Annotated in this window: 20 protein-coding genes; 5 read left to right on the forward strand and 15 right to left on the reverse strand. The window is 66.1% G+C overall.

The window, feature by feature from the left end:
- The first annotated feature begins 185 nt into the window (after positions 1-185).
- Complete coding sequence (gene rne / locus N0B71_RS26995; RefSeq protein ID WP_259756123.1) at positions 186-3,383, forward strand: ribonuclease E; 3,198 nt, start codon at positions 186-188, stop codon at positions 3,381-3,383.
- 438 nt (positions 3,384-3,821) lie between these two features.
- Here the strand turns inward: rne and murB are convergent, their stop codons facing one another.
- The 8 genes from murB to N0B71_RS27035 all read right to left on the reverse strand — a co-directional run bounded on the left by murB (position 3,822) and on the right by N0B71_RS27035 (position 10,673).
- Positions 3,822-4,841 carry a UDP-N-acetylmuramate dehydrogenase gene (gene murB / locus N0B71_RS27000; protein WP_259756125.1) on the reverse strand — a complete coding sequence of 340 codons (1,020 nt, stop codon included), beginning with the start codon at positions 4,839-4,841 and terminating at the stop codon, positions 3,822-3,824.
- Positions 4,838-5,302: a low molecular weight protein-tyrosine-phosphatase gene (locus tag N0B71_RS27005; protein WP_259756126.1), complete on the reverse strand. Its 465-nt coding sequence runs from the start codon at positions 5,300-5,302 to the stop codon at positions 4,838-4,840. Before N0B71_RS27005 ends, murB begins: the two co-directional genes overlap by 4 nt.
- On the reverse strand, positions 5,302-6,066 hold the full coding sequence (gene kdsB, locus N0B71_RS27010; RefSeq protein WP_259756127.1) for a 3-deoxy-manno-octulosonate cytidylyltransferase: 765 nt from the start codon (positions 6,064-6,066) through the stop codon (positions 5,302-5,304). The genes N0B71_RS27005 and kdsB overlap by 1 nt, the downstream gene beginning before the upstream one ends.
- A gap of 4 nt (positions 6,067-6,070) precedes the next feature.
- Positions 6,071-6,256: a Trm112 family protein gene (locus N0B71_RS27015; RefSeq protein ID WP_009621404.1), complete on the reverse strand. Its 186-nt coding sequence runs from the start codon at positions 6,254-6,256 to the stop codon at positions 6,071-6,073.
- 55 nt (positions 6,257-6,311) lie between these two features.
- Complete coding sequence (lpxK, locus tag N0B71_RS27020; RefSeq protein ID WP_259756129.1) at positions 6,312-7,310, reverse strand: tetraacyldisaccharide 4'-kinase; 999 nt, start codon at positions 7,308-7,310, stop codon at positions 6,312-6,314.
- Positions 7,310-7,759 carry an ExbD/TolR family protein gene (locus N0B71_RS27025; RefSeq protein WP_259756130.1) on the reverse strand — a complete coding sequence of 150 codons (450 nt, stop codon included), beginning with the start codon at positions 7,757-7,759 and terminating at the stop codon, positions 7,310-7,312. Before N0B71_RS27025 ends, lpxK begins: the two co-directional genes overlap by 1 nt.
- Complete coding sequence (locus tag N0B71_RS27030; RefSeq protein ID WP_259756132.1) at positions 7,756-8,391, reverse strand: MotA/TolQ/ExbB proton channel family protein; 636 nt, start codon at positions 8,389-8,391, stop codon at positions 7,756-7,758. Before N0B71_RS27030 ends, N0B71_RS27025 begins: the two co-directional genes overlap by 4 nt.
- 71 nt (positions 8,392-8,462) lie before the next feature.
- Positions 8,463-10,673 carry a DNA internalization-related competence protein ComEC/Rec2 gene (locus N0B71_RS27035; RefSeq protein WP_259756134.1) on the reverse strand — a complete coding sequence of 737 codons (2,211 nt, stop codon included), beginning with the start codon at positions 10,671-10,673 and terminating at the stop codon, positions 8,463-8,465.
- A gap of 152 nt (positions 10,674-10,825) precedes the next feature.
- Between N0B71_RS27035 and N0B71_RS27040 the strand changes: the two genes are divergently transcribed.
- Complete coding sequence (locus tag N0B71_RS27040; protein WP_259756136.1) at positions 10,826-11,356, forward strand: DUF2062 domain-containing protein; 531 nt, start codon at positions 10,826-10,828, stop codon at positions 11,354-11,356.
- Positions 11,357-11,523: 167 nt separating this feature from the next.
- On the opposite strand, the gene N0B71_RS27045 is transcribed toward N0B71_RS27040, so the two are convergent.
- The 3 genes from N0B71_RS27045 to N0B71_RS27055 all read right to left on the reverse strand — a co-directional run bounded on the left by N0B71_RS27045 (position 11,524) and on the right by N0B71_RS27055 (position 14,871).
- Positions 11,524-12,771 (reverse strand): lipoprotein-releasing ABC transporter permease subunit, encoded by a 1,248-nt coding sequence (locus tag N0B71_RS27045; protein ID WP_259756138.1) that lies wholly within the window; start codon positions 12,769-12,771, stop codon positions 11,524-11,526.
- Positions 12,772-12,926: 155 nt separating this feature from the next.
- Positions 12,927-13,625, reverse strand: a complete 699-nt coding sequence (gene lolD / locus N0B71_RS27050; protein ID WP_259756140.1) for a lipoprotein-releasing ABC transporter ATP-binding protein LolD — start codon at positions 13,623-13,625, stop codon at positions 12,927-12,929.
- The gene (locus tag N0B71_RS27055) at positions 13,618-14,871 is read right to left on the reverse strand and encodes a lipoprotein-releasing ABC transporter permease subunit (RefSeq protein ID WP_259756141.1); all 1,254 of its coding nucleotides are present in this window, start codon (positions 14,869-14,871) and stop codon (positions 13,618-13,620) included. Before N0B71_RS27055 ends, lolD begins: the two co-directional genes overlap by 8 nt.
- 124 nt (positions 14,872-14,995) lie before the next feature.
- Between N0B71_RS27055 and N0B71_RS27060 the strand changes: the two genes are divergently transcribed.
- Genes N0B71_RS27060 through N0B71_RS27070 form a run of 3 tightly spaced genes read left to right on the forward strand, consistent with a single transcriptional unit; the run spans position 14,996 to position 16,619 of the window.
- On the forward strand, positions 14,996-15,571 hold the full coding sequence (locus N0B71_RS27060; RefSeq protein WP_259756142.1) for a PilZ domain-containing protein: 576 nt from the start codon (positions 14,996-14,998) through the stop codon (positions 15,569-15,571).
- A gap of 14 nt (positions 15,572-15,585) precedes the next feature.
- Complete coding sequence (locus tag N0B71_RS27065; RefSeq protein WP_259756143.1) at positions 15,586-15,900, forward strand: phosphodiesterase; 315 nt, start codon at positions 15,586-15,588, stop codon at positions 15,898-15,900.
- On the forward strand, positions 15,897-16,619 hold the full coding sequence (locus N0B71_RS27070) for a glycerophosphodiester phosphodiesterase (protein ID WP_259756144.1): 723 nt from the start codon (positions 15,897-15,899) through the stop codon (positions 16,617-16,619). The genes N0B71_RS27065 and N0B71_RS27070 overlap by 4 nt, the downstream gene beginning before the upstream one ends.
- 42 nt (positions 16,620-16,661) lie before the next feature.
- Here the strand turns inward: N0B71_RS27070 and sthA are convergent, their stop codons facing one another.
- From sthA to N0B71_RS27090, 4 genes are all read right to left on the reverse strand, one after another.
- Positions 16,662-18,056, reverse strand: coding sequence for a Si-specific NAD(P)(+) transhydrogenase (gene sthA, locus N0B71_RS27075; protein WP_259756145.1), 1,395 nt, complete (start codon positions 18,054-18,056; stop codon positions 16,662-16,664).
- A 210-nt stretch (positions 18,057-18,266) separates the two neighbouring features.
- Positions 18,267-19,280, reverse strand: a complete 1,014-nt coding sequence (locus N0B71_RS27080) for an FAD:protein FMN transferase (RefSeq protein ID WP_259759688.1) — start codon at positions 19,278-19,280, stop codon at positions 18,267-18,269.
- Between the two features lie 126 nt (positions 19,281-19,406).
- Positions 19,407-20,804 (reverse strand): amino acid permease, encoded by a 1,398-nt coding sequence (locus N0B71_RS27085; protein ID WP_259756146.1) that lies wholly within the window; start codon positions 20,802-20,804, stop codon positions 19,407-19,409.
- A gap of 108 nt (positions 20,805-20,912) precedes the next feature.
- Positions 20,913-22,379: a glyceraldehyde-3-phosphate dehydrogenase gene (locus N0B71_RS27090; protein ID WP_259756147.1), complete on the reverse strand. Its 1,467-nt coding sequence runs from the start codon at positions 22,377-22,379 to the stop codon at positions 20,913-20,915.
- Positions 22,380-22,412: the final 33 nt, after the last annotated feature.

Consider the following 22,412-nt stretch of genomic DNA (forward strand, 5'->3'; position numbering starts at 1 on the left):
TCCTCCTGATGAGTGCTTGTTCTTACTCAACAAGCAGGAAACGTAGTCGCGGCACAGCAGATTTATCCTGCTGCCGCTGGACACGGGAATGGTCCGCCGTTCCTGAGTACGTGCCTTAGCACCGACCGTGAGAGTCGTGTGTGCCGATCGCCGTTTCCGGTGGCCCCGGAAACCATTGGTACTACATGAAAAGAATGCTGATCAACGCAACTCAACCCGAAGAGTTGCGTGTAGCGCTGGTAGACGGCCAACGCCTGTTCGACCTGGACATCGAGTCCGGCGCGCGCGAACAGAAGAAGGCCAACATCTACAAGGGCCGCATCACCCGCATCGAGCCGAGCCTTGAAGCCGCCTTCGTCGACTTCGGCGCCGAGCGCCACGGCTTCCTCCCCCTCAAAGAAATCTCCCGCGAATACTTCAAGAAGAATCCTGAAGGCCGCATCAACATCAAGGACGTCCTGAGCGAAGGCCAGGAAGTCATCGTCCAGGTCGAGAAAGAAGAGCGTGGCAACAAGGGCGCCGCCCTGACCACCTTCATCAGCCTCGCCGGCCGTTACCTGGTGCTCATGCCCAACAACCCGCGCGCCGGTGGCATCTCCCGCCGCATCGAGGGTGAAGAGCGCAACGAACTGCGCGAAGCGCTGAACGGCCTGACCGTTCCCGGCGACATGGGCCTGATCGTCCGTACCGCGGGCCTGGGCCGCAGCTCCGAAGAGCTGCAATGGGACCTGGACTACCTGCTGCAACTGTGGGGCGCCATCAAGGAAGCCTCCGGCGAGCGCAGCGGCCCGTTCCTGATCTACCAGGAAAGCAACGTCATCATCCGCGCCATCCGCGACTACCTGCGCCAGGACATCGGCGAAGTGCTGATCGACAGCATCGACGCCCAGGAAGAAGCCCTGAACTTCATCCAGCAGGTCATGCCGCAGTACGCGAGCAAGGTGAAGCTGTACCAGGACAGCGTTCCGCTGTTCAACCGCTTCCAGATCGAGAGCCAGATCGAAACCGCCTTCCAGCGCGAAGTGAAGCTGCCGTCGGGCGGCTCCATCGTCATCGATCCGACCGAAGCCCTGGTCTCCATCGACATCAACTCGGCGCGCGCCACCAAAGGCGGCGACATCGAGGAAACCGCCCTGCAGACCAACCTGGAAGCGGCCGAGGAAATCGCCCGCCAGCTGCGCCTGCGTGACATCGGCGGCCTGATCGTCATCGACTTCATCGACATGACCCCGGCGAAGAACCAGCGCGCCGTGGAAGAACGCGTCCGCGAAGCCCTGGAAGCCGACCGCGCCCGCGTACAGGTGGGCCGCATCTCGCGCTTCGGCCTGCTGGAAATGTCCCGTCAGCGCCTGCGTCCGTCCCTGGGCGAGACCAGCGGCATCGTCTGCCCGCGCTGCAACGGCCAAGGCATCATCCGCGACGTCGAATCCCTGTCGCTGGCGATCCTGCGCCTGATCGAGGAAGAAGCCCTGAAGGACCGCACCGCCGAAGTTCGCGCGCGCGTGCCGTTCCAGGTTGCCGCCTTCCTGCTCAACGAGAAGCGCAACGCCATCACCAAGATCGAGCTGCGTACCCGCGCGCGCATCTTCATCCTGCCGGACGACCACCTGGAAACGCCGCACTTCGAAGTCCAGCGCCTGCGCGACGACAACCCCGAACTGCTGTCCGGCCATGCCAGCTACGAGATGGCGCCGGAAGAGCACGAGGAAGTCCAGCCGGTCAGCGCCACCCGCACCCTGGTTCGCCAGGAGGCAGCGGTGAAGACCGTTTCCCCGCAGACCCCTGCCCCGCAGCAAGCCGCTGCCGCGCCGGTCGTCGAAGCCGCCAAGCCCATGCCTGAGCCGAGCCTGTTCCAGGGCCTGGTGAAGTCGCTGGTCAGCCTGTTCGCCGGCAGCAAGCCCGAGCCGACGCCGGCAGCCGCCGAAAAGCCGGCCACCGAGCGCAGTGAAGGCCAGGGCGAGCGTCGCAACGGCCGTCAGCAGAACCGTCGCCGTGACGGTCGCGACGGTGGCCGCCGCGATGACGAGCGCAAAGAGCGTGGCGAGCGTCGTCGCGACGAGCGTGGCGAACGTGGCGAGCGCGCCGAGCGTCCTGCCCGTGAAGAGCGTCAGCCGCGTGAAGAACGCGCCGAGCGTCAACCGCGCGAAGAGCGCCAGCCCCGTGAAGAACGTGCCGAGCGCCCGCCGCGCGAGGAACGCCAGCCGCGTGAAGAGCGCGCCGAGCGTCCGCCGCGCGAAGAGCGCCAACCCCGCGAGGAGCGCGCCGAGCGCCCGCCGCGCGAGGAGCGTCAGCCCCGTGAGGAGCGCGGCGAGCGCACCGAGCGTCAACCGCGTGAAGAACGCCAGCCGCGCGAAGAGCGCCAGCCTCGCGGTGAGCGTGGCGAGCGCGCCGAGCGTCCGCCCCGTGAAGAGCGCCAGCCGCGCGAAGACCGTCAGGCTCGCGATGCCGCTGCCCTGGAAGCCGAAGAGCTGCCGAACGAGGAACTGCTGGATCAACAGGACGACGAAGGCTCGGACGACGAGCGTCCGCGTCGCCGTTCCCGTGGCCAGCGCCGCCGCAGCAACCGCCGCGAGCGCCAGCGTGAAGCCGGTGTGGATGGCGTTGAAGGCGCCGAAGGCGACGTGAACAGTGCCGAAGGCGTTGCCGAACAGGCTGCTTCCTACACCCCGTCGCCTGCCGCCCTGGTCGCTGCCGCCGCCACCGCTGTCGCTGTTGCCGAAGCCGCCGCCGAGCAGGAGCAGCCCGCTGCCCAGGCTCAGGTCGAGGCTCAGCCGCTGGAATCCGGCGTCGTCGAAGCCGTGCGCACCGAAAGCGCACTGGAACAGACCATCGAGTTCCTGGCCAAACCCGCCGAGCAGGCTGCCGAGCCGGTAGAAGCCGTCAACGACACCGTTGACGTGGCTGCTGCCGAACCGGCCGTCGCGGAAGATGCACCGGCCCCGGCTGCTGAAACCGTGATCGAAGCTGTCGCCCAACTGGTCGAAGAAGCGCCGGCGCAAGCTCCCGCCATTGCCGAAGAAGCGCCGGCTGCCGCACCGACTGCAAGCGAAGAAGCCGCTCCGGCCGTTCCGGCGAACGCCACCGGCCGCGCCTCCAACGACCCGCGCGAGCGTCGTCGCCAGGAGCGCCTGGCTCGTGAAGCCGCGGCTGCCGCTGCCCCGCAGGTCGAACAAGCTCCGGCGGTCGAAGCCGTGGTTGAAGAAGCTGCTGCCGTGGAAGCCGACGTGGTGGTCGAGCCGGCCGCTGACGTCACCGCCGAGACCGTTGTGGCCGAGGTAGTGAACGAAGCCGAAGCCGTCGAGCAGGCTGAAGGCGAGAAAGCCGAGAAAGCCGAGAAGACCGAGGAAGAAGAAGGCTCCGTGGTGGAAAAACACCACAGCTGATCGCTTCCTGATCGGAAAAAGGGGATGCCGTTGCATCCCCTTTTTTATTGCCTGCACCCTGCAGCGTTCGCCGGTTTCGTAGGAGCGGACTTTGTCCGCGATCGATCTCCGGCGCATGGCAGGCCAATCGCGGACGGAGTCCGGTCCTACGCCAAGGTGAGCAGCTCGGGCGGTTCGCGAGCAAGCTCGCTCCTACAGCGACACGAACCATGGAGGTTGTTGCTGTGTTGCTCGGAACCTGGCGGTTTCGTAGGAGCGGACTTTGTCCGCGATCGATCTCCGGCGCGAGGCGGGCCAATCGCGGACGGAGTCCGCTGCTACGCCAAGGTGAGCGCCGCAGCTCCGGCGGTTCGCGAGCAAGCTCGCTCCTACAAAACACACCACAACGGGCACAAAAAAGGGATGCCGCGGCATCCCTTCTTCGCATCAGAAGCGCGCTCAGTAGAGATTCGGCTCCATCTCCAGCTCAACGCCGAACCGCTGGCGAATGTCGTCGCGAATGCGTTCAGCCAAGGCATGCAACTGCGCGCCGGTAGCGCCGCCGTAATTGACCAGCACCAGCGCCTGCTGTGCATGCACGCCGGCCGCGCCGTCACGGAAGCCCTTCCAGCCGGCCTTGTCGATCAGCCAGCCGGCGGCGAGCTTCATCAGGCCATCGCCTTGCGGATAGGCCACCAGATCACTGAAGCGCTGCCGCAGCGCGTCGGCCTGCTCGGCCGATACCACCGGGTTCTTGAAGAAGCTGCCGGCATTGCCCAGCACGGCCGGGTCCGGGAGCTTCTCGCGGCGGATCGCGCAGATCACCCGCGACACATTGGCAGGCGTCGGCGCGGTCACGCCCTCCTCCGCCAGGCGCTGGCGCACCGGACCGTAGTCCAGATGCAGTATCGCCGCACGGCTCAGGGCGAAGCGCACCCGCAGGATCAGCCACCGGCCGGGCTCGCGCTTGAAGCGGCTTTCGCGGTAGGCGAAGGCGCAGTCTTCCAGGCCGAACTCGCACAGCGCGCCGCTCTGGCGGTCCAGCGCGGTCAGGCCGGCGAACACGTCCTTGATCTCGACGCCATAGGCGCCGATGTTCTGCATCGGCGCGGCGCCGACCGTACCGGGAATCAGGCTGAGGTTCTCCAGCCCGCCCAAGCCCTGGCCCAGGGCCCAGCGGACGAAGTCATCCCACACCTCGCCGGCTTCCGCCTCGACCACCACGCGCTCGCCATCGTCGCTGAGCACCCGCACGCCACGGGACGCCATGCGCAGTACCAGCGCCTCGACGTCACGGGTCAGCAGGAGGTTGCTGCCGCCACCGATCACCATCAGCGGCAGGCCCTTTTCCGCGGCGGCGGCGATCCCGGCACGCACCTCGGCATCGTCATGGGCCTGGGCGAACCAGCGCGCCGCGACCTCGACACCAAAGGTGTTGTAGGGCTTGAGGGAAATGCGTTCTTGCAGTTGCAGCGTCACAGGCGTCCCTTCACTTCCGTCAGCAGGCCGTCGCAGGCCCTTTCCACCAGGTCCAGCACCTGCTCGAAGCCGTCCTCGCCGCCGTAGTAGGGATCGGGGACTTCGTCGACTTCCAGCTCGTAGCGACGCAGGAACAGATCCAGCTCTGCCTTGCCGCCGCCACCGCGCAGATGCGTGAGGTCGCGCAGGTTGGCAGTGTCCATGGCCAGGATCAGGTCATAGCGGGAGAAATCCGCCACGCTGACCTGCCGCGCCCGCAGGACCGACAGGTCATAGCCGCGGCGCAGCGCGGCGGCTCGCGTACGCGTGTCCGGCGCCTTGCCGACATGCCAATCGCCGGTGCCGGCGGAGTCGATCTCGATGCGATCCTCCAGGCCCGCCTGGCGGACCTTGTGGCGGAACACGCCCTCGGCGGTGGGCGAACGGCAGATATTGCCCAGGCAGACGAAGAGGACCTTCATCACGCCCCCAGGATGCGCCGGACGCGCTCCAGGTCTTCCGGGGTGTCGACACCGGCCTGCGGCGCCTCCAGGGCGTCGGCCACGTGGATGCGCACGCCGTGCCACAGCGCGCGCAGCTGCTCCAGGCACTCCGTGTCTTCCAGCCAGCACGGGCCCCAGGCCACGAAATCACGCAGGAAGCGCGCGCGGTAGGCGTAGATGCCGATATGGCGGCGGTACGGCACGTTCGCCGGCAGGCTGTCGCGGTCTACCGCGAAGGCGTCGCGCGCCCAAGGCAGCGTGGCGCGGCTGAAGGTCAGCGCGAGACCGTTCTTGTCGCTGACCACCTTGACGATGTTCGGATTGAACAGCGCCGCCGGGTCGTGGATTTCCTCGCACAGGGTGGCGATGCCCGCTTCCGGGTGCGCGGCGAGGTTGGCGGCCACCTGATCGATGATCGACGGCGGCACCAGCGGCTCGTCGCCCTGCACGTTGACAACGATGGCGTCGTCGGCCAGGCCCAGCGCATCGGCCACTTCCGCCAGGCGGTCGGTGCCGGAGTTGTGCTCGGCGCGGGTCAGCACCACCTGGGCGCCGAAGCCCTGGCAGGCCTCGACGATGCGCGCATCGTCGGTGGCGACCACCACCTGGGTGGCGGAGCTTTTGCCCGCCTGCGCCCAGACGTGCTGGATCATCGGCTTGCCGGCGATGTCCTGCAGCGGCTTGCCGGGCAGGCGGGTGGAGGCGTAGCGGGCGGGAATGACGACGGTGTAGGCCTGGCTCATGGCGTTACTTGTCCAGACGTTCGTCGACGTTGAGGGTGCGCGCTTCCCCTTCGAGCATCACCGGGATGCCGTCGCGCACCGGGTAGGCCAGGCCGTCGGCCTTGCAGATCAGCTCGGACTTGTCGTCGGTGAGCTTGAGCGGGCCCTTGCACAGCGGACAGGCGAGGATATCGAGGAGTTTCGGGTCCATGGTGCGTTCCTTGAGCTTGAAGATATGAATGCGGGCGGCGCAACTGCGACGCCGATCAGCGGGCGACCAGCCGCTCGAGCTGGGCGTCGAACCAGGCGACGAAGGCCGGCGACGGCTGCGCTTCGACGGCGAGGTACCACCAGTCGGGCGCGGCGAAGGACCGGCATTTCACCGCGTCCTTCTCGGTCATGACCAGCGGCAGTGCCGGCGTGAAGCGCAGCTGCTCGGCGGTATAGGCCGCATGGTCGGGGAAGGGATGCGGAATCGGCCGCCAGTTTAGCGCCTCGAGCGTCTTGAAGAAACGCTGCGGGTTGCCGATCCCGGCCAGCGCGTGGAGCGACTGACCGGCGGGGAAATGCTCGACGCCACGGCGTTCGCCGCTGGCCAGGTTGACCAGGGCAGAAGGTCGCAGGACAAAGGAGAAGGCCCCCGGCGGATCGGACGGCGCGCCATTGTGCAGCACGGCGTCGACCTCCTCCAGGCGCTCGGCGGGTTCGCGCAGCGGCCCGGCGGGCAGGCAGCGGCCGTTACCCAGGCCGCGGGCGGCGTCGATCAGCACCAGTTCCAGGTCACGGGCCAGGCGATAGTGCTGCAGGCCGTCGTCGCACAGGATCAGGTCCAGCGGCTCCTCGGCCAGCAGAGCGCGCACGGCGCTGGAGCGGTCCGGGTCGATCATCAGCGGCACGCCGCTGCGGCGCACGATCATCAGCGGCTCGTCGCCCGCCTGCGCCGCCGACTGCTCGGCGCGCACGCGCCAGGGCGTCTGTGGCGGCCTGGCGCCGTAGCCACGACTGACCACGCCGACCTTCAGCCCACGGGCGCGGCAGTGTTCGATCAGCCAGAGGATCATCGGCGTCTTGCCGGTGCCGCCGACGGTGATGTTGCCCACCACGACGATGGGTACCGGCGCGCGGTAGGCCGGCTTGGCGCCGGAGAGGAAGTCCTGCCGGCGGCCTTGGGCGATGCGCCGGTAAAGCAGTTCGAGCGGCCTCAGCAGGGCAAGGGCCGGGTGGCCCTTGTACCAGGCGTCGAGCAGGCGGTCGGAGAACGCCATCAGGGGCTCTTCTTGTCCGCCTGCGCCTCGATGGTGGTGATGCGCAGGTGGGTGAAGCCCAGCTTGCCGGCGGCATCCATCGCGGTGACCACGGACTGGTAGTTCACCTTGCCATCGGCGGTGATCACCACCGGCAGGCTGTTGTCGCCGGCGGATTCGCGCTGCATGGCGTTCATCAGGTTTTCCAGATCGTCACGCGCCAGGCTCTGGCCATTGAGCGCGTAGTGGCCTTCGACACTGATGGAGATTTCGATCTGCTTGATCTCGGTGGCTTCCGGCGGCGTGCCGCTAACCGCTTCGGGCAGTTCGACCTTGAGCTGCGACGGCTTGGTGAACGAAGTGGCGACCACGAAGAACAGCAGCAGCACGAAGATCACGTCGATCAGCGACGCCAGGTTGATGAAGACGTCCTCGCGGGCCGCTCCGCCCGCTCTGCGGCGGAATTTCACGCTTTGCCTTCCTCGACGAAGTCGACTTCGCGATCGCCCTGGGTCACTTCCACCAGCTTGATGGCTTCCTGTTCCATGGCGATGACCAGTTCATCGACGCGGCGCAGCAGGTAGCGGTGGAAGAACACCGACGGAATCGCCACGATCAGGCCGGCCGCCGTGGTGATCAGCGCCTTGGAGATACCGCCGGCGAGCATCGGCGCATTGGCCATGCCGTCGCCCATGAAGGCGCTGAAGATTTGGATCATGCCGAATACCGTGCCCAGCAGGCCGAGCAGCGGCGCCATGGCGGCGATGGTGCCCAGGGCATTGAGGTAGCGTTCCAGCTCGTGGATGACGCGGGAGGCGGCTTCCTCGATGCACTCCTTCATGATCTCGCGACCATGCTTGGAGTTGGCCAGGCCGGCGGCGAGGATTTCACCCAGCGGGGACGACGCGCGCAGGTCCTTCAGGGCCTGGCTGTTCATCTTCTTGTCCTTGATCTGCTTCCACACCTGGCCGAGCAGTTGCGGCGGGGCCACGCGGCTCAAGCGCAGGGTCCAGAGACGTTCGGCGACGATCGCCATGGCAGCGACGGAGCTCAGCAAGATCGGCAGCATCATCCAGCCGCCAGCTTTGACCAGTTCCCACACAGTGGTGAATCCCCTGAAAAAAAGTGGCGCCACTCTAGCACAGGGGCCGTGGCGAGCCGACCGCCTCCAGTTCAATTTTCCTGCCAGAAATGTGCGCCTTCCCGCACTCCCCGGACCTCGCCATGGGCGCCGAGCGTCAGGGTCAGTGCGCCCTGCTCCGCCGTATCCTGAATCCGGACGCCCAGTGCGCGGAAGCGCTCGACGACCGACGGATGCGGATGGCCGTAAGGGTTGTTCGCACCACGGGAGATGATCGCCGTGGAGGGCTGGATCGCCCGCAGGAATGCCGGCCCGGAGGAACTGCGGCTGCCGTGGTGGCCGGCCAGCAGCCAGTCGATACGTTGCCGCGGATGCGCCGCCAGCCAGGCCAACTCGGCGGGTTGCGGCAAATCGCCGGTAAGCAGGATGCGCTCGCCGTTGGCTTCGATTTCCAGCACGCAGGAGCGGTCGTTGCTTTCCCGCGCGCCCGACCATTGCCAGCTTGAAAGACGAACGCCGTCGATGGCCCAGTCTTCGTTTCGGCAAGGCCGCGCCTGCAACTCGGGCACCAGCCGCTCCGGTTCCCCGCTGATGACCTGCGCAGGCCGTAAAGCGTGCTTCACCGCGACGGCGCCGCCGGCATGGTCGTTGTCCGCGTGGCTGAGCATGAGCAGGTCCAGGTGGCCGATGCCCAGGCTGCGCAGCGTCGGCACCACGACCCGTTCGCCGATGTCGAAATCGCCATTGCGCGCCCCCGTGTCGTAGAGCCAGACCTGGCTGCGCGTGCGGATCAGCACGGACAGCCCCTGCCCCACGTCCAGCACCCGGATCTCGGCCGTGCCTGGCGCGGGCACCGGGAGCGTCGGCCAGAACAAAGGCAGGAACATCGCCAACCCCAGCGCCCGCAACGGCACCCCGGCCGGCGCCAGTAACAGGAGTGCCCCGAGCATCGCCAGCGCCACCGCCCAGACGGGCGCGGCGACGGGCTGCCAGGCGGGTGCCAGTGCCGCCATCCAGCCCAGCAGACGGAACAGCAGCTCGAGCAGACCACCCGACACCCACAGCAAGGCGTCGCCCAGCGCGGGAACGCCCAACGCCAGGCTGCCCAGCAACGCCAGCGGCACGACTACCAATTCCACCCAGGGCACGGCGATCAGATTGGCCAGCACGCCGGAAACGCTCAGCGGCAACCCCAGCGCAATCGATGCCGGCAACAGTCCGACCGCCATCAGCCACTGCGCCCGCAGCCAGGTGCGCCAGGCGGTCCAACGCCCCAGCCGCCCGGAGAAGCCGAAGATCAGCAGCGCCACCGCCGCGTAGGACAGCCAGAACCCCGGCAACAGGACCACCAGCGGTTCGACCAGCAGCACCGCCAGCAGCGCGCCCAGCAGCGGCGTCCACAATCCGCGATGGCGATAGCGCAGGCGCCACAGCAGGACGATGGAGACCATGATGCAGGCGCGCTGCAGCGGCACCTCGAACCCCGCCATCAGGCTGTAGGCCCAGGCGCCACAGGCGGCCAGCAGGCAGGCACAGGGCAGCCAGGGCAGGCGCGTCGGCCAGCAGCCGAAGCGCGCCAGGCCGGCCACCACGGCGTAGAGCAGACCAGCCAGCAGCGAGATGTGCGAGCCGGAAATCACCATCAGGTGCAGGGTTCCGGTGTCCTGCAACACTTGCCAGTCCGCCGTGGTCAGCCCGGAGGCGTCGCCCAGCACGAGGGCGGCGAGCGCCCCGGAACGGCCGTGGGCATCCACCGCCAGCAGGCGCTGCCGCCAGGCTTCGCGCCAGGCCCGCGGGCCGCTGGAACCTTCCAGGCGCTGGCCGTCCTTCACACTGCCGGTGGCGCCGATGCGCTGGGCGGTGAGCCAGGCCTCGTAATCGAAGCCGGCGCCGTTGACCATGCCATGGGGACGCTTGAGCTTCACTGCCAGGCGCCAGCGCTCGCCGCCTTCCACCGGCGGCCCATCGAACCACGACAGGCGCAAGGTGGGGGGAACCTTCGCGCGGGGGCTGGAAACGTCGCCGAGAACGAGGCGCACCGACGGGCCGGAACGATCCGGCAGGCCTTCCACCCTCCCCTCCAGCCAAAGGGTACGGCCGTCCAGCATGGGCGCCAGGCGCTCATCCAGCGCCCACTGGGCCGACTGGCAGGCCCAGGCAAAGCCGAGCAGGAACAGCCCGACGGCGTAGGTGCGCGTGAACAGCAAGCGCAAGCCAAGCAGCGCACACAGCAACAGCGCCCAGCCAGGCGGCAGCGCAGGCATCCAGCGCAGCGCCAGCAGGCCCAAGGCCAGCGCGAACATCCCTGTACGAGGCAACGCAGCAACTCCCGGCCACTGTCGCAACCGCCGGTCCGATTGGCCTGCGGCGGTTACACACGGACATAGTTGGCAATCAATGACTGTCACCTAGCTAGGCATAATGGAGCGTCGTCCGTCTGCCAGAGATTTCCCTCATGCCGCGCCGAATCTTCAAGCGCTACATGCCGGATCCGGAGAGCATCAGGCACCACAAGGGCCTGCGCTTTCTCGGACCGCTGATCCAGTCGCCCAACCTCTGGCACCTCAATCGCCGCTCCGTGTCCCGCGCCATGGGCCTGGGGTTGTTCGCCGCGTTCATCCCGATCCCCCTGCAGATGCTGCTGGCCGCCTCGCTGGCGGTCTGGGCGCGGGCCAATCTGCCGATTTCGGTCGGGCTGGTCTGGCTGACCAATCCGATCACCATGCCGCCCGTTTTCTATTGCACCTACAAGATGGGCGCGTGGGTCATGGGCATCCCGGCCCGCGCCCTGCCCGACCACCTGACCTGGGAATGGATCAGCGGCGAACTGGCGATGCTCTGGCAACCCTTCCTGCTGGGCTCGGTGATCTGCGGCATCCTGGTGGGCCTGCTCGGCTACCTGGCCACCGAAGGTTACTGGCGCTGGTGGATCGGCCGCAGCTGGCGGCGACGCAGGGCACTGCGCAATCTGCAGAACGGCCTATAACCGCCGCCTCGGCAATCACGGCTTTTCGTAGGAGCGAGCTTGCTCGCGAACCGCCCAATGCCAGAGCCGCCAGTAGGATTGTTCGCGAGCAAGGACTAGGCGTCCCCCTCGGTCCTACAGGTACAAAAAAGCCGCCCCGAAGGGCGGCTTTTTCATGGGCCGATGGATCACTCGTAACGCAGCGATTCCGCCGGCTGGGTCGAGGCCGCGCGCCAGGCCGGATACAGCGTGGCAAGGAAGCTCATCGACAGTGCCGCGACGCAGATCAACACGATGTCGCTGATCTGCGGGTCGGACGGCAGGTAGTTGATGAAGTAGATGTCCGAGTTGAACACATGGGTGCCCGCCACGCGTTCCAGGGTCGAGACGATGGCGGTGACGTTATACGCCGCCAGCACGCCGAGCACGCAGCCGATGACGGTGCCGATCAGGCCGATCACCGTGCCCTGCACCATGAAGATCGCCATGATCTGCTTCGGCGTGGCGCCCAGGGTGCGCAGGATGGCGATGTCCGCGCGCTTGTCGGCCACCACCATGATCAGAGTGGCGATGATGTTGAAGGCGGCGACCGCGACGATCAGCAACAGCAGCAGACCGATCATGGTCTTTTCCATCTTCATCGCGCTGAACAGGCTGCCCTGGGTGTGGGTCCAGTCGACCGAGCGGTAGCCCTCGCCCAGTTGTTTGGCGATGGCTGCACCGACTTCCGGCGCCTGGAACAGGTCCTTCAGGGCGATGCGCACGCTCTGCACCTGGCCGGGCTGCCAGCGCAGCAGGCTGGCCGCGTCGTCGACGTGGATCAGCGCCAGGGTGCTGTCCAGCTCGGCGCCGACCTTGAAGATGCCGACCACGTTCAGGCGCTGCATGCGCGGGGTGATGCCGCCGGGCGCGGTGCTCGGCTCCGGAACGATCAGCAGCAGGCTATCGCCGACGTTGACGTGGAAGCGCCGCGCGGTGATCTCGCCGATGACCACGCCGAACTCGGTGGCCTTCAGGTCGTCGAGGCTGCCACGGACCATGTGCTGGCCAATGATCGACACCTGGGTTTCCAGGGCTGGATCGACACCATCCACTTCGATGGGCTGCATCATGCCTTTATAGGAGAGCATGCCATCGACCTCGGTGTAGGGCACCGCGCCGACGATCTGCGGATTCTTCTTCGCCACCTCGGCCACGTGCTGCCAGTCGTCCAGCGGGCCGCTGGCCTGCTGCAGCACGGCGTGCGGGACCATGCCGAGGATGCGCGAGCGCATTTCCTTCTGGAAGCCGTTCATTACCGAGAGCACCACGATCATGGCCAGCACGCCCAGGGCGAGGCCGATCATCGAGGTCAGGGAGATGAACGAAATGTAGTGGTTGCGTCGCTTGGCCCGCGTGTAGCGGGTGCCGATGAAGACGGACAGGGGTCTGAACATGGGCGACTCTCTTAGAACCTGTTCAAGGCCTTGCCGAGCGCAGCTCAGGCAAGGCGGAAGCAGGCGGAAAAGCGCAGTCTACGCGCTGTAAATGAGCATTTTCAGCCTGCTTCCAACGCAGCACGGGCAAGCGCAGGCAGGCATTGGGCAGGTTCTCAGGCGGCAACCAGCCGGCCCTCCTCCAGGCGCAGCACGCGATCCATCTGCTGCGCGAGGTGGGTGTCGTGGGTCACCACCAGGAAGGCGGTGCGCAGGGACTGCGACAGTTCCAGCATCAGCTCCTGGATACCGTGGGCGGTGTGCTGGTCGAGGTTGCCGGTGGGCTCGTCGAGCAGCACCAGCTTCGGCGTGTTGACCAGGGCACGGGCGATGGCGACGCGCTGGCGCTCGCCGCCGGACAGCTCGGCCGGCTTGTGGCTCAGGCGATGGCCCAGGCCCACCCGCTCCAGCAGCGCGGTGGCCCGCTGGCGCGCCTCGGGGATCGGCGTCTTGCCGATCAGCAGCGGCATGCAGACGTTCTCCAGGGCGGTGAACTCCGGCAGCAGGTGGTGGAACTGGTAGACGAAGCCCAGCGCCCGGTTGCGCAGCAGGCCGCGCTGCTTCTCGTTCAGCGCCGACAGTTGCTCGCCGGCCAGCCAGACGCTGCCGGTGCTGGGCGTATCGAGGCCGCCGAGCATGTTCAGCAGGGTACTCTTGCCCGAGCCGGAGCTGCCGACGATGGCGACGCGCTCGCCGGGCAGCAGCTCCAGCTGCACGCCGGAGAGCACTTCGACCGACTGCGGGCCTTCCTCGTAGCGCTTGCCGAGGTCGCGGCAGCTCAGGACGGCCTGGTCGTTGGGGGTCGGCTTACTCATAACGCAGGGCCTCCGCGGGCTGGGTGCGGGCCGCACGCCAGGCCGGATACAGGGTGGCGAAGAAACTCAGGATCAGCGCAGCGCTGCACACCAGGATCACGTCCTCGCTCATCAGTTGCGAGGGCAGGTAATCGATGAAGTAGACGTCCGCGTTGAGGAACTTGTGGCCCAGCAGGCGTTCCAGCAGGGCGATGGCGGAACTGACGTTGAGCGCCGCGAGCACGCCCAACACGCCGCCGATGAAGGTGCCGATGACACCGATCACCGTGCCCTGGACCATGAAGGTCGCCATGATCTGCCCCGGCGTGGCGCCCAGGGTGCGGAGGATGGCGATGTCGGCCTTCTTGTCGGTGACGACCATGACCAGGGTGGAAATGATGTTGAACGCGGCGACCGCGACGATCAGCAGCAGCAACAGGCCGATCATGGATTTCTCCATGCGGATCGCCTGGTACAGGTTGCCGTGGCTGCGGGTCCAGTCGCGGGCGAAGTAGTCGTTGCCCTTCAGGGTACGGGCGATTTCCCAGGCGGTGCGCGGGGCCTGGAACAGGTCGTCGAGCTTCAGGCGCAGGCCTTCGACCTGGCCGTCCTTGAGGCGGCGCATGCGCGCGGCATCGTCGATATGGACCATGGCGACGTAGCCGTCCAGCTCGCCGGCGCCGACATGGAAGGTGCCGACCACGGTGAAGCGCTTCATGCGCGGGAACATGCCAGCGGGGGTGACCGAGACTTCCGGCGCGATGAAGGTGACCTTGTCACCCAGCTTGACGCCGAGGTTCTTCGCCGCCTTGTCGCCGATGAGGATGCCGAACTCGCCGGGCTTGAGGCTCTGCAGCGACCCTTCCTGGAAGAACTGGTCGATGATCGAGACCTTGCTTTCCTCGTTCGGGTCCACGGCGTTGATCAGCACCTTCTGTACGGTGCCGCCGGCGCTCAGCAGGCCCTGCATCTGGATGAAGGGCGCGACCTCCAGCACGTTGGGGTGCTGGGTCTTGATCTGCCCGGCGATGCCCTGCCAGTCCGAAATCGGCTGGTAAGACTCCACCGTGGCGTGGGGCACCATGCCCAGCACGCGGGTGCGCATCTCGTGGTCGAAGCCGTTCATGACCGAGAGCACCACGATCATCACCACCACGCCCAGCGCGAGGCCGATCATGGAGGTCAGCGAGATGAAGGAAACGAAGTGGCTGCGGCGTTTGGCGCGTGTGTAGCGCGTTCCGATGTAGACGGAAAGGGGTCTGAACATGTGGGGCCGAATGAGAAGGTGAAGAGTGCGTCGGGCGTCAGTTCCATCTGGCGTGCGACTTCCGTGTGGCGAGGCTCGGCAGGCGGCTTTACACTCAGACCATCACTGCCGCCGTGGGTTCGCCATGTCCACTCCAGACGCGGATGACCGCCGCGAATACTATCGTATTGAAGACACGCTCGCATTGGAATTTCGCCCGCTGCGCGAGGACGAAATCCAGTCGCAAGAAGTGCTTCAGGATGATTCCGCGCTGTTCAATCTGCTCAGCGACCTGCACCTCACCGACTTCGAGTCGCAGCACCTGCTGCGCCATATCAATGAGCGCGACCGCCCGCTGGCCAGCTACCTGAAGGTGATGAACAAGCGCATCGACCTGATCGCCCAAGCCCTGACCCAGAGCCTGCTCAGCGAAATCGGTCCGGCGCGCAAGGTCACCTTGTCCGAAGGCGGCATCAATTTCCGCGATCCGCAGCCGTTGCCCGTGGGTCAGGACCTGGCGCTGAAGATCGTCCTGCTGCCCCATGGCCTGGGCCTGCTGCTGCGCGCCAAGGTCACCCATTGCCAGCAACAGCCCGAGGGCGACTACGAGATCGGCACCGAATTCGACCAACTGGGCGACGCCCCGCGCCAGTTGCTCGCCCGCCACATTCTCCAGCGCCAGGCACTGGAACGCCGGCAAGCCAAGGCCCGGGAAGAATGAAACCCACGAATGTCATGCGTCATCTGTTGCTCTTGTTGAGCCTTGTCACCCCGCTGCCACTGCTGGCGGATACCCTCTCCATACCCGTGGGCAGCCAGGGCGACCCGCACGTCGTGCTGCCGGCCCATGGCGAGAGCCAGAAGGCCGTGCTGGAGCGCTTCGGCCTGCCGGACGAAGAGCACCCGGCAGTGGGCAAGCCGCCGATCTCGCGCTGGGACTACCGCGAATTCAGCGTCTATTTCGAGAGCGGGGTGGTGGTCGATGCCGTCCGCCAGCACCGTTCGCAATCCCTCAAGGACCTTTCACCGACTCCCAAGGAGCCCCAGTGACTCTGATCTACGGCCATCGCGGCGCCAAAGGCGAAGCACCGGAAAACACCCTGAACAGCTTCCTGCGCTGCCTGGAACATGGCGTGAAGCGCTGCGAACTGGACCTGCACCTGTCCCGCGACGGCGAGCTGATGGTCATCCACGACCCGACGCTCAAGCGCACCACCGGCCGCCGCGGCAAAGTCTCCGAGCAACTGGCGGAAGACCTGGTGAGCATGGACGCCCGTGAAGGCGGCCCGGGCTGGGTGCGGCCCTGCCCTATCCCGCGCCTGTCGGAGCTGTTCGAGCGCTGCGAGTTCGAGCACTGGCAACTGGAGGTGAAAAGCGCGTCGAAGGATCGCGCCGGGCGCACGGTGCAGGCGATCCACCAACTGGTGGGGCGCTTCGGCCTGCGCGACCGCATCACCGTGACCTCGAGTTCGCGTACCGTGCTGCGCGCGCTGGAAGAGCTGGCGCCGGACCTGTCACGCGGGTTGGTGGCCGAATACGCCTGGCTCGACCCGTTGAAGGTCGCCGCGCACTACGGCTGCGATCTGCTGGCGCTGAACTGGATGCTGTGCACCCCCGAACGCCTGCTCAAAGCGCAGAAGCAGGGGCTGCATGTGTCGGTGTGGACGGTCAACGAGCCGGCGCTGATGCGCCGGCTCGCCGATTTTGGCGTGGATAGCCTGATCACAGACTTTCCCGGTTTGGCCACTGCCACGATCGGGAATCGCTGAGCAGGTTCTCCCCGACCGGCTCAGGCCGCCGGTCGGGGTACTTCAAAAAATCCGGTTCAGGCCGTCGAACGCCGCTACGCGGTAGGCTTCGGCCATGGTCGGGTAGTTGAAGGTGGTGTTGACGAAGTACTTCAGGGTGTTCAGCTCGCCCGGCTGGTTCATGATGGCCTGGCCGATGTGGACGATCTCCGAAGCCTGGTCGCCGAAACAGTGCACGCCGAGGATTTCCAGGGTGTCGCGGTGGAACAGTATCTTCAGCATGCCCACCGGCTCGTTGGAGATCTGCGCGCGGGCCATGCCCTTGAAGAAGGCCTTGCCCACTTCGTAGGGAATCTTCGCCGCGGTGAGCTCGTGCTCGTTCTTGCCGATGGAGCTGATCTCCGGAATGGTGTAGATGCCGGTCGGCACGTCATTCACGAAACGCCAGCCGTCGTGCTCGACGATGTTGCCCGCGGCCGAACGGCCCTGGTCATAGGCGGCGCTGGCCAGGCTCGGCCAGCCGATCACATCGCCCGCGGCATAGATGTTCGAGACCGAGGTACGGTAGTTCTCGTCCACCTCGATCTGGCCACGACTGTTGACCTTGATGCCGATGTTCTCCAGGCCCAGGCGATCAGTGTTGCCGGTACGGCCGTTACACCACAGCAGGGCGTCCGCCTTGATCTTCTTGCCCGACTTCAGGTGCAGGATGACCCCGTTGTCCAGGCCTTCGACGCGCTCGTATTCCTCGTTGTGACGGATCAGCACGTTGTTGTTGCGCAGGTGGTAGCTCAGCGCATCGGAGATTTCGTCGTCGAGGAAGCTCAGCAGCTGGTCGCGGGTGTCGATCAGGTCCACCAGCACGCCCAGGCCGCTGAAGATCGAGGCGTACTCGCAGCCGATCACGCCGGCTCCGTAGATGATCAGGCGACGCGGGGTGTGGCTCAGCGACAGGATGGTGTCGCTGTCGTAGACGCGCGGGTGGTTGAAGTTAATGTCCGACGGGCGATACGGGCGCGAGCCGGTGGCGATGACGAACTGGTCGGCCACCAGGCGCTCCACGGCACCGCTGGGGGTCACGACCTCGACGGTGCGCTCGTCGACGAAGCTGGCGGTGCCGTTGAACATGTCGATGCGGTTGCGCGCGTAGTAGCCGGTGCGCGAGGAAACCTGCTTGGAGATGACCTTCTCGGCGCTTTTCAGCACGTCCGGGAAGGAGAACCAGCGCGGCTCGCCGATCTGGCGGAACATCGGGTTGGTGTTGAACTCGATGATCTGCTTCACCGAGTGACGCAGCGCCTTGGACGGGATGGTCCCCAGGTGCGTGCAGTTGCCGCCGACCACGCGACGGCTGTCCACCACCGCCAGCTTGCGCCCGTACTTGGAGGCGTTCATCGCCGCCCCCTCGCCTGCCGGGCCCGTGCCGAGAATCACCACATCGTAGTTGTAGACAGCCATGCGTACTCCTTCAGAACAGGCCGGGGCGCCCGCGTGGCGCTCCCGGCGAAGCCCCGGCACCACATGCGCCGAGGCGGATCGAAATCATTGGCGCAGCTTAGCCCTGCGGCAAAAGGCTGCACATTAGCGGTTGGTCGGCAGGTAGGCGAATTTTGCCGCCACTACATGCCGTTGCCCGCCTGCGGGGCGCCATCATGCCCGCCGAAGCTTTCATTCAGGCGATGGAAACAGCGCCTCGAAGCGGGGCGTCGCGCGGGTCACGAAGCCCTCGCCCTGGCGCACGATGAAGAAGGCGGCCAGCCCATTGCGCTCGGCAAAGGTATAGCCCTCCTCCGGCCCCAGCACCATCAGCAGGGTCGACAAGCCGTCGGCGTGCAGGGCCTGGGCCTCGGCCACGGTCACCGCCGCCAGCGCATGCCGCACCGGCGTACCGGTGCGCGGGTCGAAGGTGTGCGAATAGCGCTGCCCACCCTCTTCGAAATAATTGCGGTAGTCGCCGGACGTGGACAGGCCGATGCCATCCAGCGCCACCGAGCGCTCCACCTGCCGCTCACGCTCGCCACTGGGCACTTCCAGGGCGATCCGCCAGGGTGTGCCATCGGGCTTGTGGCCCACGGCCTTGAGCTCGCCGGTGATCTCCACCAGGTAGTCCGTCAGGCCCAGCTCGGCCAGGCGCGCGCTGACCCGGTCCACCGCGTAGCCGGCGACGATGCTGTCGAAGTCCAACTGCGCGTCGACGTCCTTGCACAGCTGATCGCCGCGCACATGCAGATGCTGATGACCGACGCGGGCGCGCTCCCGCTCCAGCTCAGCAGCGTCGGGGACCTTCTCGCTGCGTGACTGCGGGCCGAAGCCCCAGAGGTTCATCAGCGGTTCGACGGTCAGGTCGAAGGCGCCGCCACTCTGCTGGGCAAGCTGCTCGCCGTAGCGCCAGAGCTGCAGCATGTCCGCCGGCAAGGCCTGGCAGGCGCCGGCCGGCAGGGCGTTGAAGCGCGACACCAGGGAGTCGTCACGGTAGGTGGAAAACTGCTCGTCCAGGCTGGACAGGATCGCGTCGACCTCGGCCTTGATCTTCGCCGGGTCCGCCGCCTTGCCGGTGGGCACGTACTGCACCGTATAACTGCTGCCCATGGTCGGGCCGCCAAAGCGCTCTACCGACTGCCCACAGCCGCTCAGGGCCGCCAGCACCAGCACGATCAACAGGCTTGCACGGGACAAGGTCATCTCCATCAGCCGCCAGGCAAGCGGCGCGGGCATTCTACCGCAAGCACCCCGCGCTACTGTTTCCGCTCTGGCAAAGGTGCATTACCCAAATAAAACGGGAGCCGAAGCTCCCGTTTCTCATTCGACTCAGGCGCTGGCCTTCGCCGGGGACTTGCGCTTGAACAGGTAGCACACGCCCATCAGCACGATCCAGACGGGAATGGCGTACACCGACACGTCGATGCCGGGGATCTGCAGCATGATGCCCAGGATGAACACCACGAAGGCCAGGCACAGCCAGTTGCCGTAGGGGTACCACAGCGCGCGGAAGAACGGCTGCACGCCCTTGGCGACCATGGCCTTGCGGAACTTCATGTGGGCCAGGCTGATCATCGCCCAGTTGATCACCAGCGCGGCGACCACCAGCGACATCAGCAGCTCCAGCGCCTGGTGCGGGATCACGTAGTTGACCACCACGCAGGCCAGGGTGATGAAGGCCGACACACCGATGGCCAGCAGCGGCACGCCACGGTCGTCGACCTTGGCGAAGGCGCGCGGGGCGTCGCCCTGTTCGGCCAGGCCGAACAGCATGCGGCTGTTGCAGTACACGCAGCTGTTGTACACCGACAGCGCGGCGGTAAGCACCACGAAGTTCAGGATGTGGGCCGCGTACTCGCTACCCAGCAGCGAGAAGACCTTCACGAACGGGCTGCCGCTATACGGGTCGCCGGCGCTGTTGATGCTCTGCAGCAGGGCATCCCAGGGGTACAGCGAAAGCAGTACGGCCAGGGCGCCGATGTAGAAGATCAGGATCCGGTAGATGACCTGGTTGATGGCCTTGGGGATCACCTTCTTCGGCTCGGAAGCCTCGGCAGCCGTGATGCCCACCAGCTCCAGGCCACCGAAGGAGAACATGATGATCGCCAGGACCATCACCAGCCCCTTCAGGCCGTTGGGGAAGAAGCCGCCATGGCTCCACAGGTTGCTCACCGACGCCTGCGGGCCGCCGGCGCCGCTGACCAGCAGCCAGACGCCGAGCAGGATCATGCCGATGATGGCGACGACCTTGATGATCGCGAACCAGAACTCCGTCTCGCCGAAGGCCTTCACGTTGAACAGGTTGATGGCGTTGATCAGCACGAAGAACACCGCCGCCGTGGCCCAGGTCGGGAAGTCAGGCCACCAGAACTGGATGTACTTGCCGACCGCGGTCAGCTCCGACATACCCACCAGGATGTACAGCACCCAGTAGTTCCAGCCGGACATGAAGCCGGCGAAACCGCCCCAGTACTTGTGCGCGAAATGGCTGAAGGAACCGGCGACGGGCTCCTCGACGATCATCTCGCCCAGCTGGCGCATGATCAGGAAGGCGATGAAGCCGCCGATGGCGTAGCCGAGGATCATCGACGGGCCGGCGGATTGCAGGACGCCGGCCGAGCCCAGGAACAGGCCGGTACCGATGGCGCCACCGAGGGCGATCAGCTGGATGTGGCGGTTCTTCAGGCCGCGCTTCAGCTCGCCTTCATGCAGATGTTGTCCATCCATTTGAAGTCTTTCCACGATCAGGAATTGGCAGATTTTATTGATGATTATGCTGGAGCCACTAACGAAAAACGGGAGCCCGAGAGCTCCCGTTTTCCTAAACCGCCTGAATCAGCGCGGGAAAGCCGGCGGGTTGACGCCAGCCATGTCTTCCATCACGCGGACGACCTGGCAGCTGTAGCCGAACTCGTTGTCGTACCACACGTAGAGGACGACGCGGTTGTCGTTGGCGATGGTCGCCTCGGCATCGACAACGCCCGCATGGCGGGAGCCGACGAAGTCGGTGGACACCACTTCCTGGGAAGCGACGAAGTCGATCTGCTTCTGCAGGTCCGAGTGCATGGCCATCTGGCGCAGGTACTCGTTGATCTCTTCGCGGGTGGTGGCCTTTTCCAGGTTCAGGTTGAGGATGGCCATGGAGACGTTCGGCGTCGGAACGCGGATGGCGTTGCCGGTCAGCTTGCCCTTGAGCACCGGCAGAGCCTTGGCGGCAGCGGTAGCGGCGCCAGTCTCGGTGATCACCATGTTCAGCGGCGCGGCACGGCCACGACGGCTGCCCTTGTGGAAGTTGTCGATCAGGTTCTGGTCGTTGGTGAACGAGTGAACGGTTTCGACGTGGCCGTTGACGATGCCGTACTGGTCGTTCACCGCCTTGAGCACCGGCACGATGGCGTTGGTGGTGCAGGACGCGGCGGAAACGATCTTGTCGTCAGCGGTGATGTCGCCATGGTTGATGCCATGCACGACGTTCTTCAGCGCGCCCTTGCCCGGAGCAGTCAGGATCACGCGGTCGATGCCCGGGCACTTCAGGTGCTGGCCCAGGCCTTCGGCGTCACGCCACTTGCCGGTGTTGTCGACCAGCAGGGCTTTCTTGATGCCGTACTGGGTGTAGTCGATCGACGCCGGGTCGTTGGAGTAGATCACCTGGATCAGGTTGCCGTTGGCAGTGATCGTGTTGTGTTCTTCGTCGATGGTGATGGTGCCGTCGAACGGACCATGCACGGAATCGCGGCGCAGCAGGCTGGCGCGCTTGACCAGGTCGTTCTCGGCGCCCTTGCGGACGACGATGGCGCGCAGGCGCAGGCCGTCGCCGCCACCGGTCTTCTCGATGAGGATGCGCGCCAGCAGGCGGCCGATGCGGCCGAAGCCGTACAGGACGACGTCGGTGCCTTCGCGGGCGCCGCCGTTCTGCTTGCCGACCACGTCGGCCAGCTCGTCCTTGGTGAACTGCTCGATGCTGCGGCCGTTACCTTCGGTCTTGAACTTGGCAACCATCTTGCCCAGGTCTACCGAAGCGGCGCCCAGCTTGAGCTCGCTCATCGCCTTGAGGATCGGGAAAGTGTCGTGAACCGACAGCCCGCCTTCTTCGGCCAGGCGGTGACGGGCGAAGCGGTGCGCTTTGAGGATCGCGATCACCGAACGGTTGATCAGGCCACGGCCGTAGATCGAGGTCACCACGTTGTTGTTACGGTAGAGTTGGCCGATCAGCGGAATCATGGCTTCCGCGAGGGCTTCACGATCGATCCACTCACCGAGACACTGGTCGGGCTTCTGGGTCACGGGCAATACCTTCCACATGTAGGAGAAGAAAAAAGGGGCTACATTATGACG

It is taken from the genome of Pseudomonas sp. GCEP-101, from assembly GCF_025133575.1.
GTDB lineage: Bacteria > Pseudomonadota > Gammaproteobacteria > Pseudomonadales > Pseudomonadaceae > Pseudomonas > Pseudomonas nitroreducens_B.

What these genes read in the sequence shown, in the direction of transcription:
- rne (WP_259756123.1), top strand. Translation starts at nt 186, where the DNA reads ATGAAAAGAATGCTGATCAACGCAACTCAACCCGAAGAGTTGCGTGTA.
- N0B71_RS27085 (WP_259756146.1), bottom strand. Translation starts at nt 20,804, where the DNA reads ATGGATGGACAACATCTGCATGAAGGCGAGCTGAAGCGCGGCCTGAAG.
- N0B71_RS27035 (WP_259756134.1), bottom strand. Translation starts at nt 10,673, where the DNA reads ATGTTCGCGCTGGCCTTGGGCCTGCTGGCGCTGCGCTGGATGCCTGCG.
- N0B71_RS27045 (WP_259756138.1), bottom strand. Translation starts at nt 12,771, where the DNA reads ATGTTCAGACCCCTGTCCGTCTTCATCGGCACCCGCTACACGCGGGCC.
- lpxK (WP_259756129.1), bottom strand. Translation starts at nt 7,310, where the DNA reads ATGGCGTTCTCCGACCGCCTGCTCGACGCCTGGTACAAGGGCCACCCG.
- N0B71_RS27065 (WP_259756143.1), top strand. Translation starts at nt 15,586, where the DNA reads ATGCGTCATCTGTTGCTCTTGTTGAGCCTTGTCACCCCGCTGCCACTG.
- N0B71_RS27080 (WP_259759688.1), bottom strand. Translation starts at nt 19,280, where the DNA reads ATGACCTTGTCCCGTGCAAGCCTGTTGATCGTGCTGGTGCTGGCGGCC.
- lolD (WP_259756140.1), bottom strand. Translation starts at nt 13,625, where the DNA reads ATGAGTAAGCCGACCCCCAACGACCAGGCCGTCCTGAGCTGCCGCGAC.
- kdsB (WP_259756127.1), bottom strand. Translation starts at nt 6,066, where the DNA reads ATGAGCCAGGCCTACACCGTCGTCATTCCCGCCCGCTACGCCTCCACC.
- N0B71_RS27005 (WP_259756126.1), bottom strand. Translation starts at nt 5,302, where the DNA reads ATGAAGGTCCTCTTCGTCTGCCTGGGCAATATCTGCCGTTCGCCCACC.
- sthA (WP_259756145.1), bottom strand. Translation starts at nt 18,056, where the DNA reads ATGGCTGTCTACAACTACGATGTGGTGATTCTCGGCACGGGCCCGGCA.
- N0B71_RS27040 (WP_259756136.1), top strand. Translation starts at nt 10,826, where the DNA reads ATGCCGCGCCGAATCTTCAAGCGCTACATGCCGGATCCGGAGAGCATC.
- N0B71_RS27015 (WP_009621404.1), bottom strand. Translation starts at nt 6,256, where the DNA reads ATGGACCCGAAACTCCTCGATATCCTCGCCTGTCCGCTGTGCAAGGGC.
- N0B71_RS27060 (WP_259756142.1), top strand. Translation starts at nt 14,996, where the DNA reads ATGTCCACTCCAGACGCGGATGACCGCCGCGAATACTATCGTATTGAA.
- N0B71_RS27090 (WP_259756147.1), bottom strand. Translation starts at nt 22,379, where the DNA reads ATGTGGAAGGTATTGCCCGTGACCCAGAAGCCCGACCAGTGTCTCGGT.
- N0B71_RS27055 (WP_259756141.1), bottom strand. Translation starts at nt 14,871, where the DNA reads ATGTTCAGACCCCTTTCCGTCTACATCGGAACGCGCTACACACGCGCC.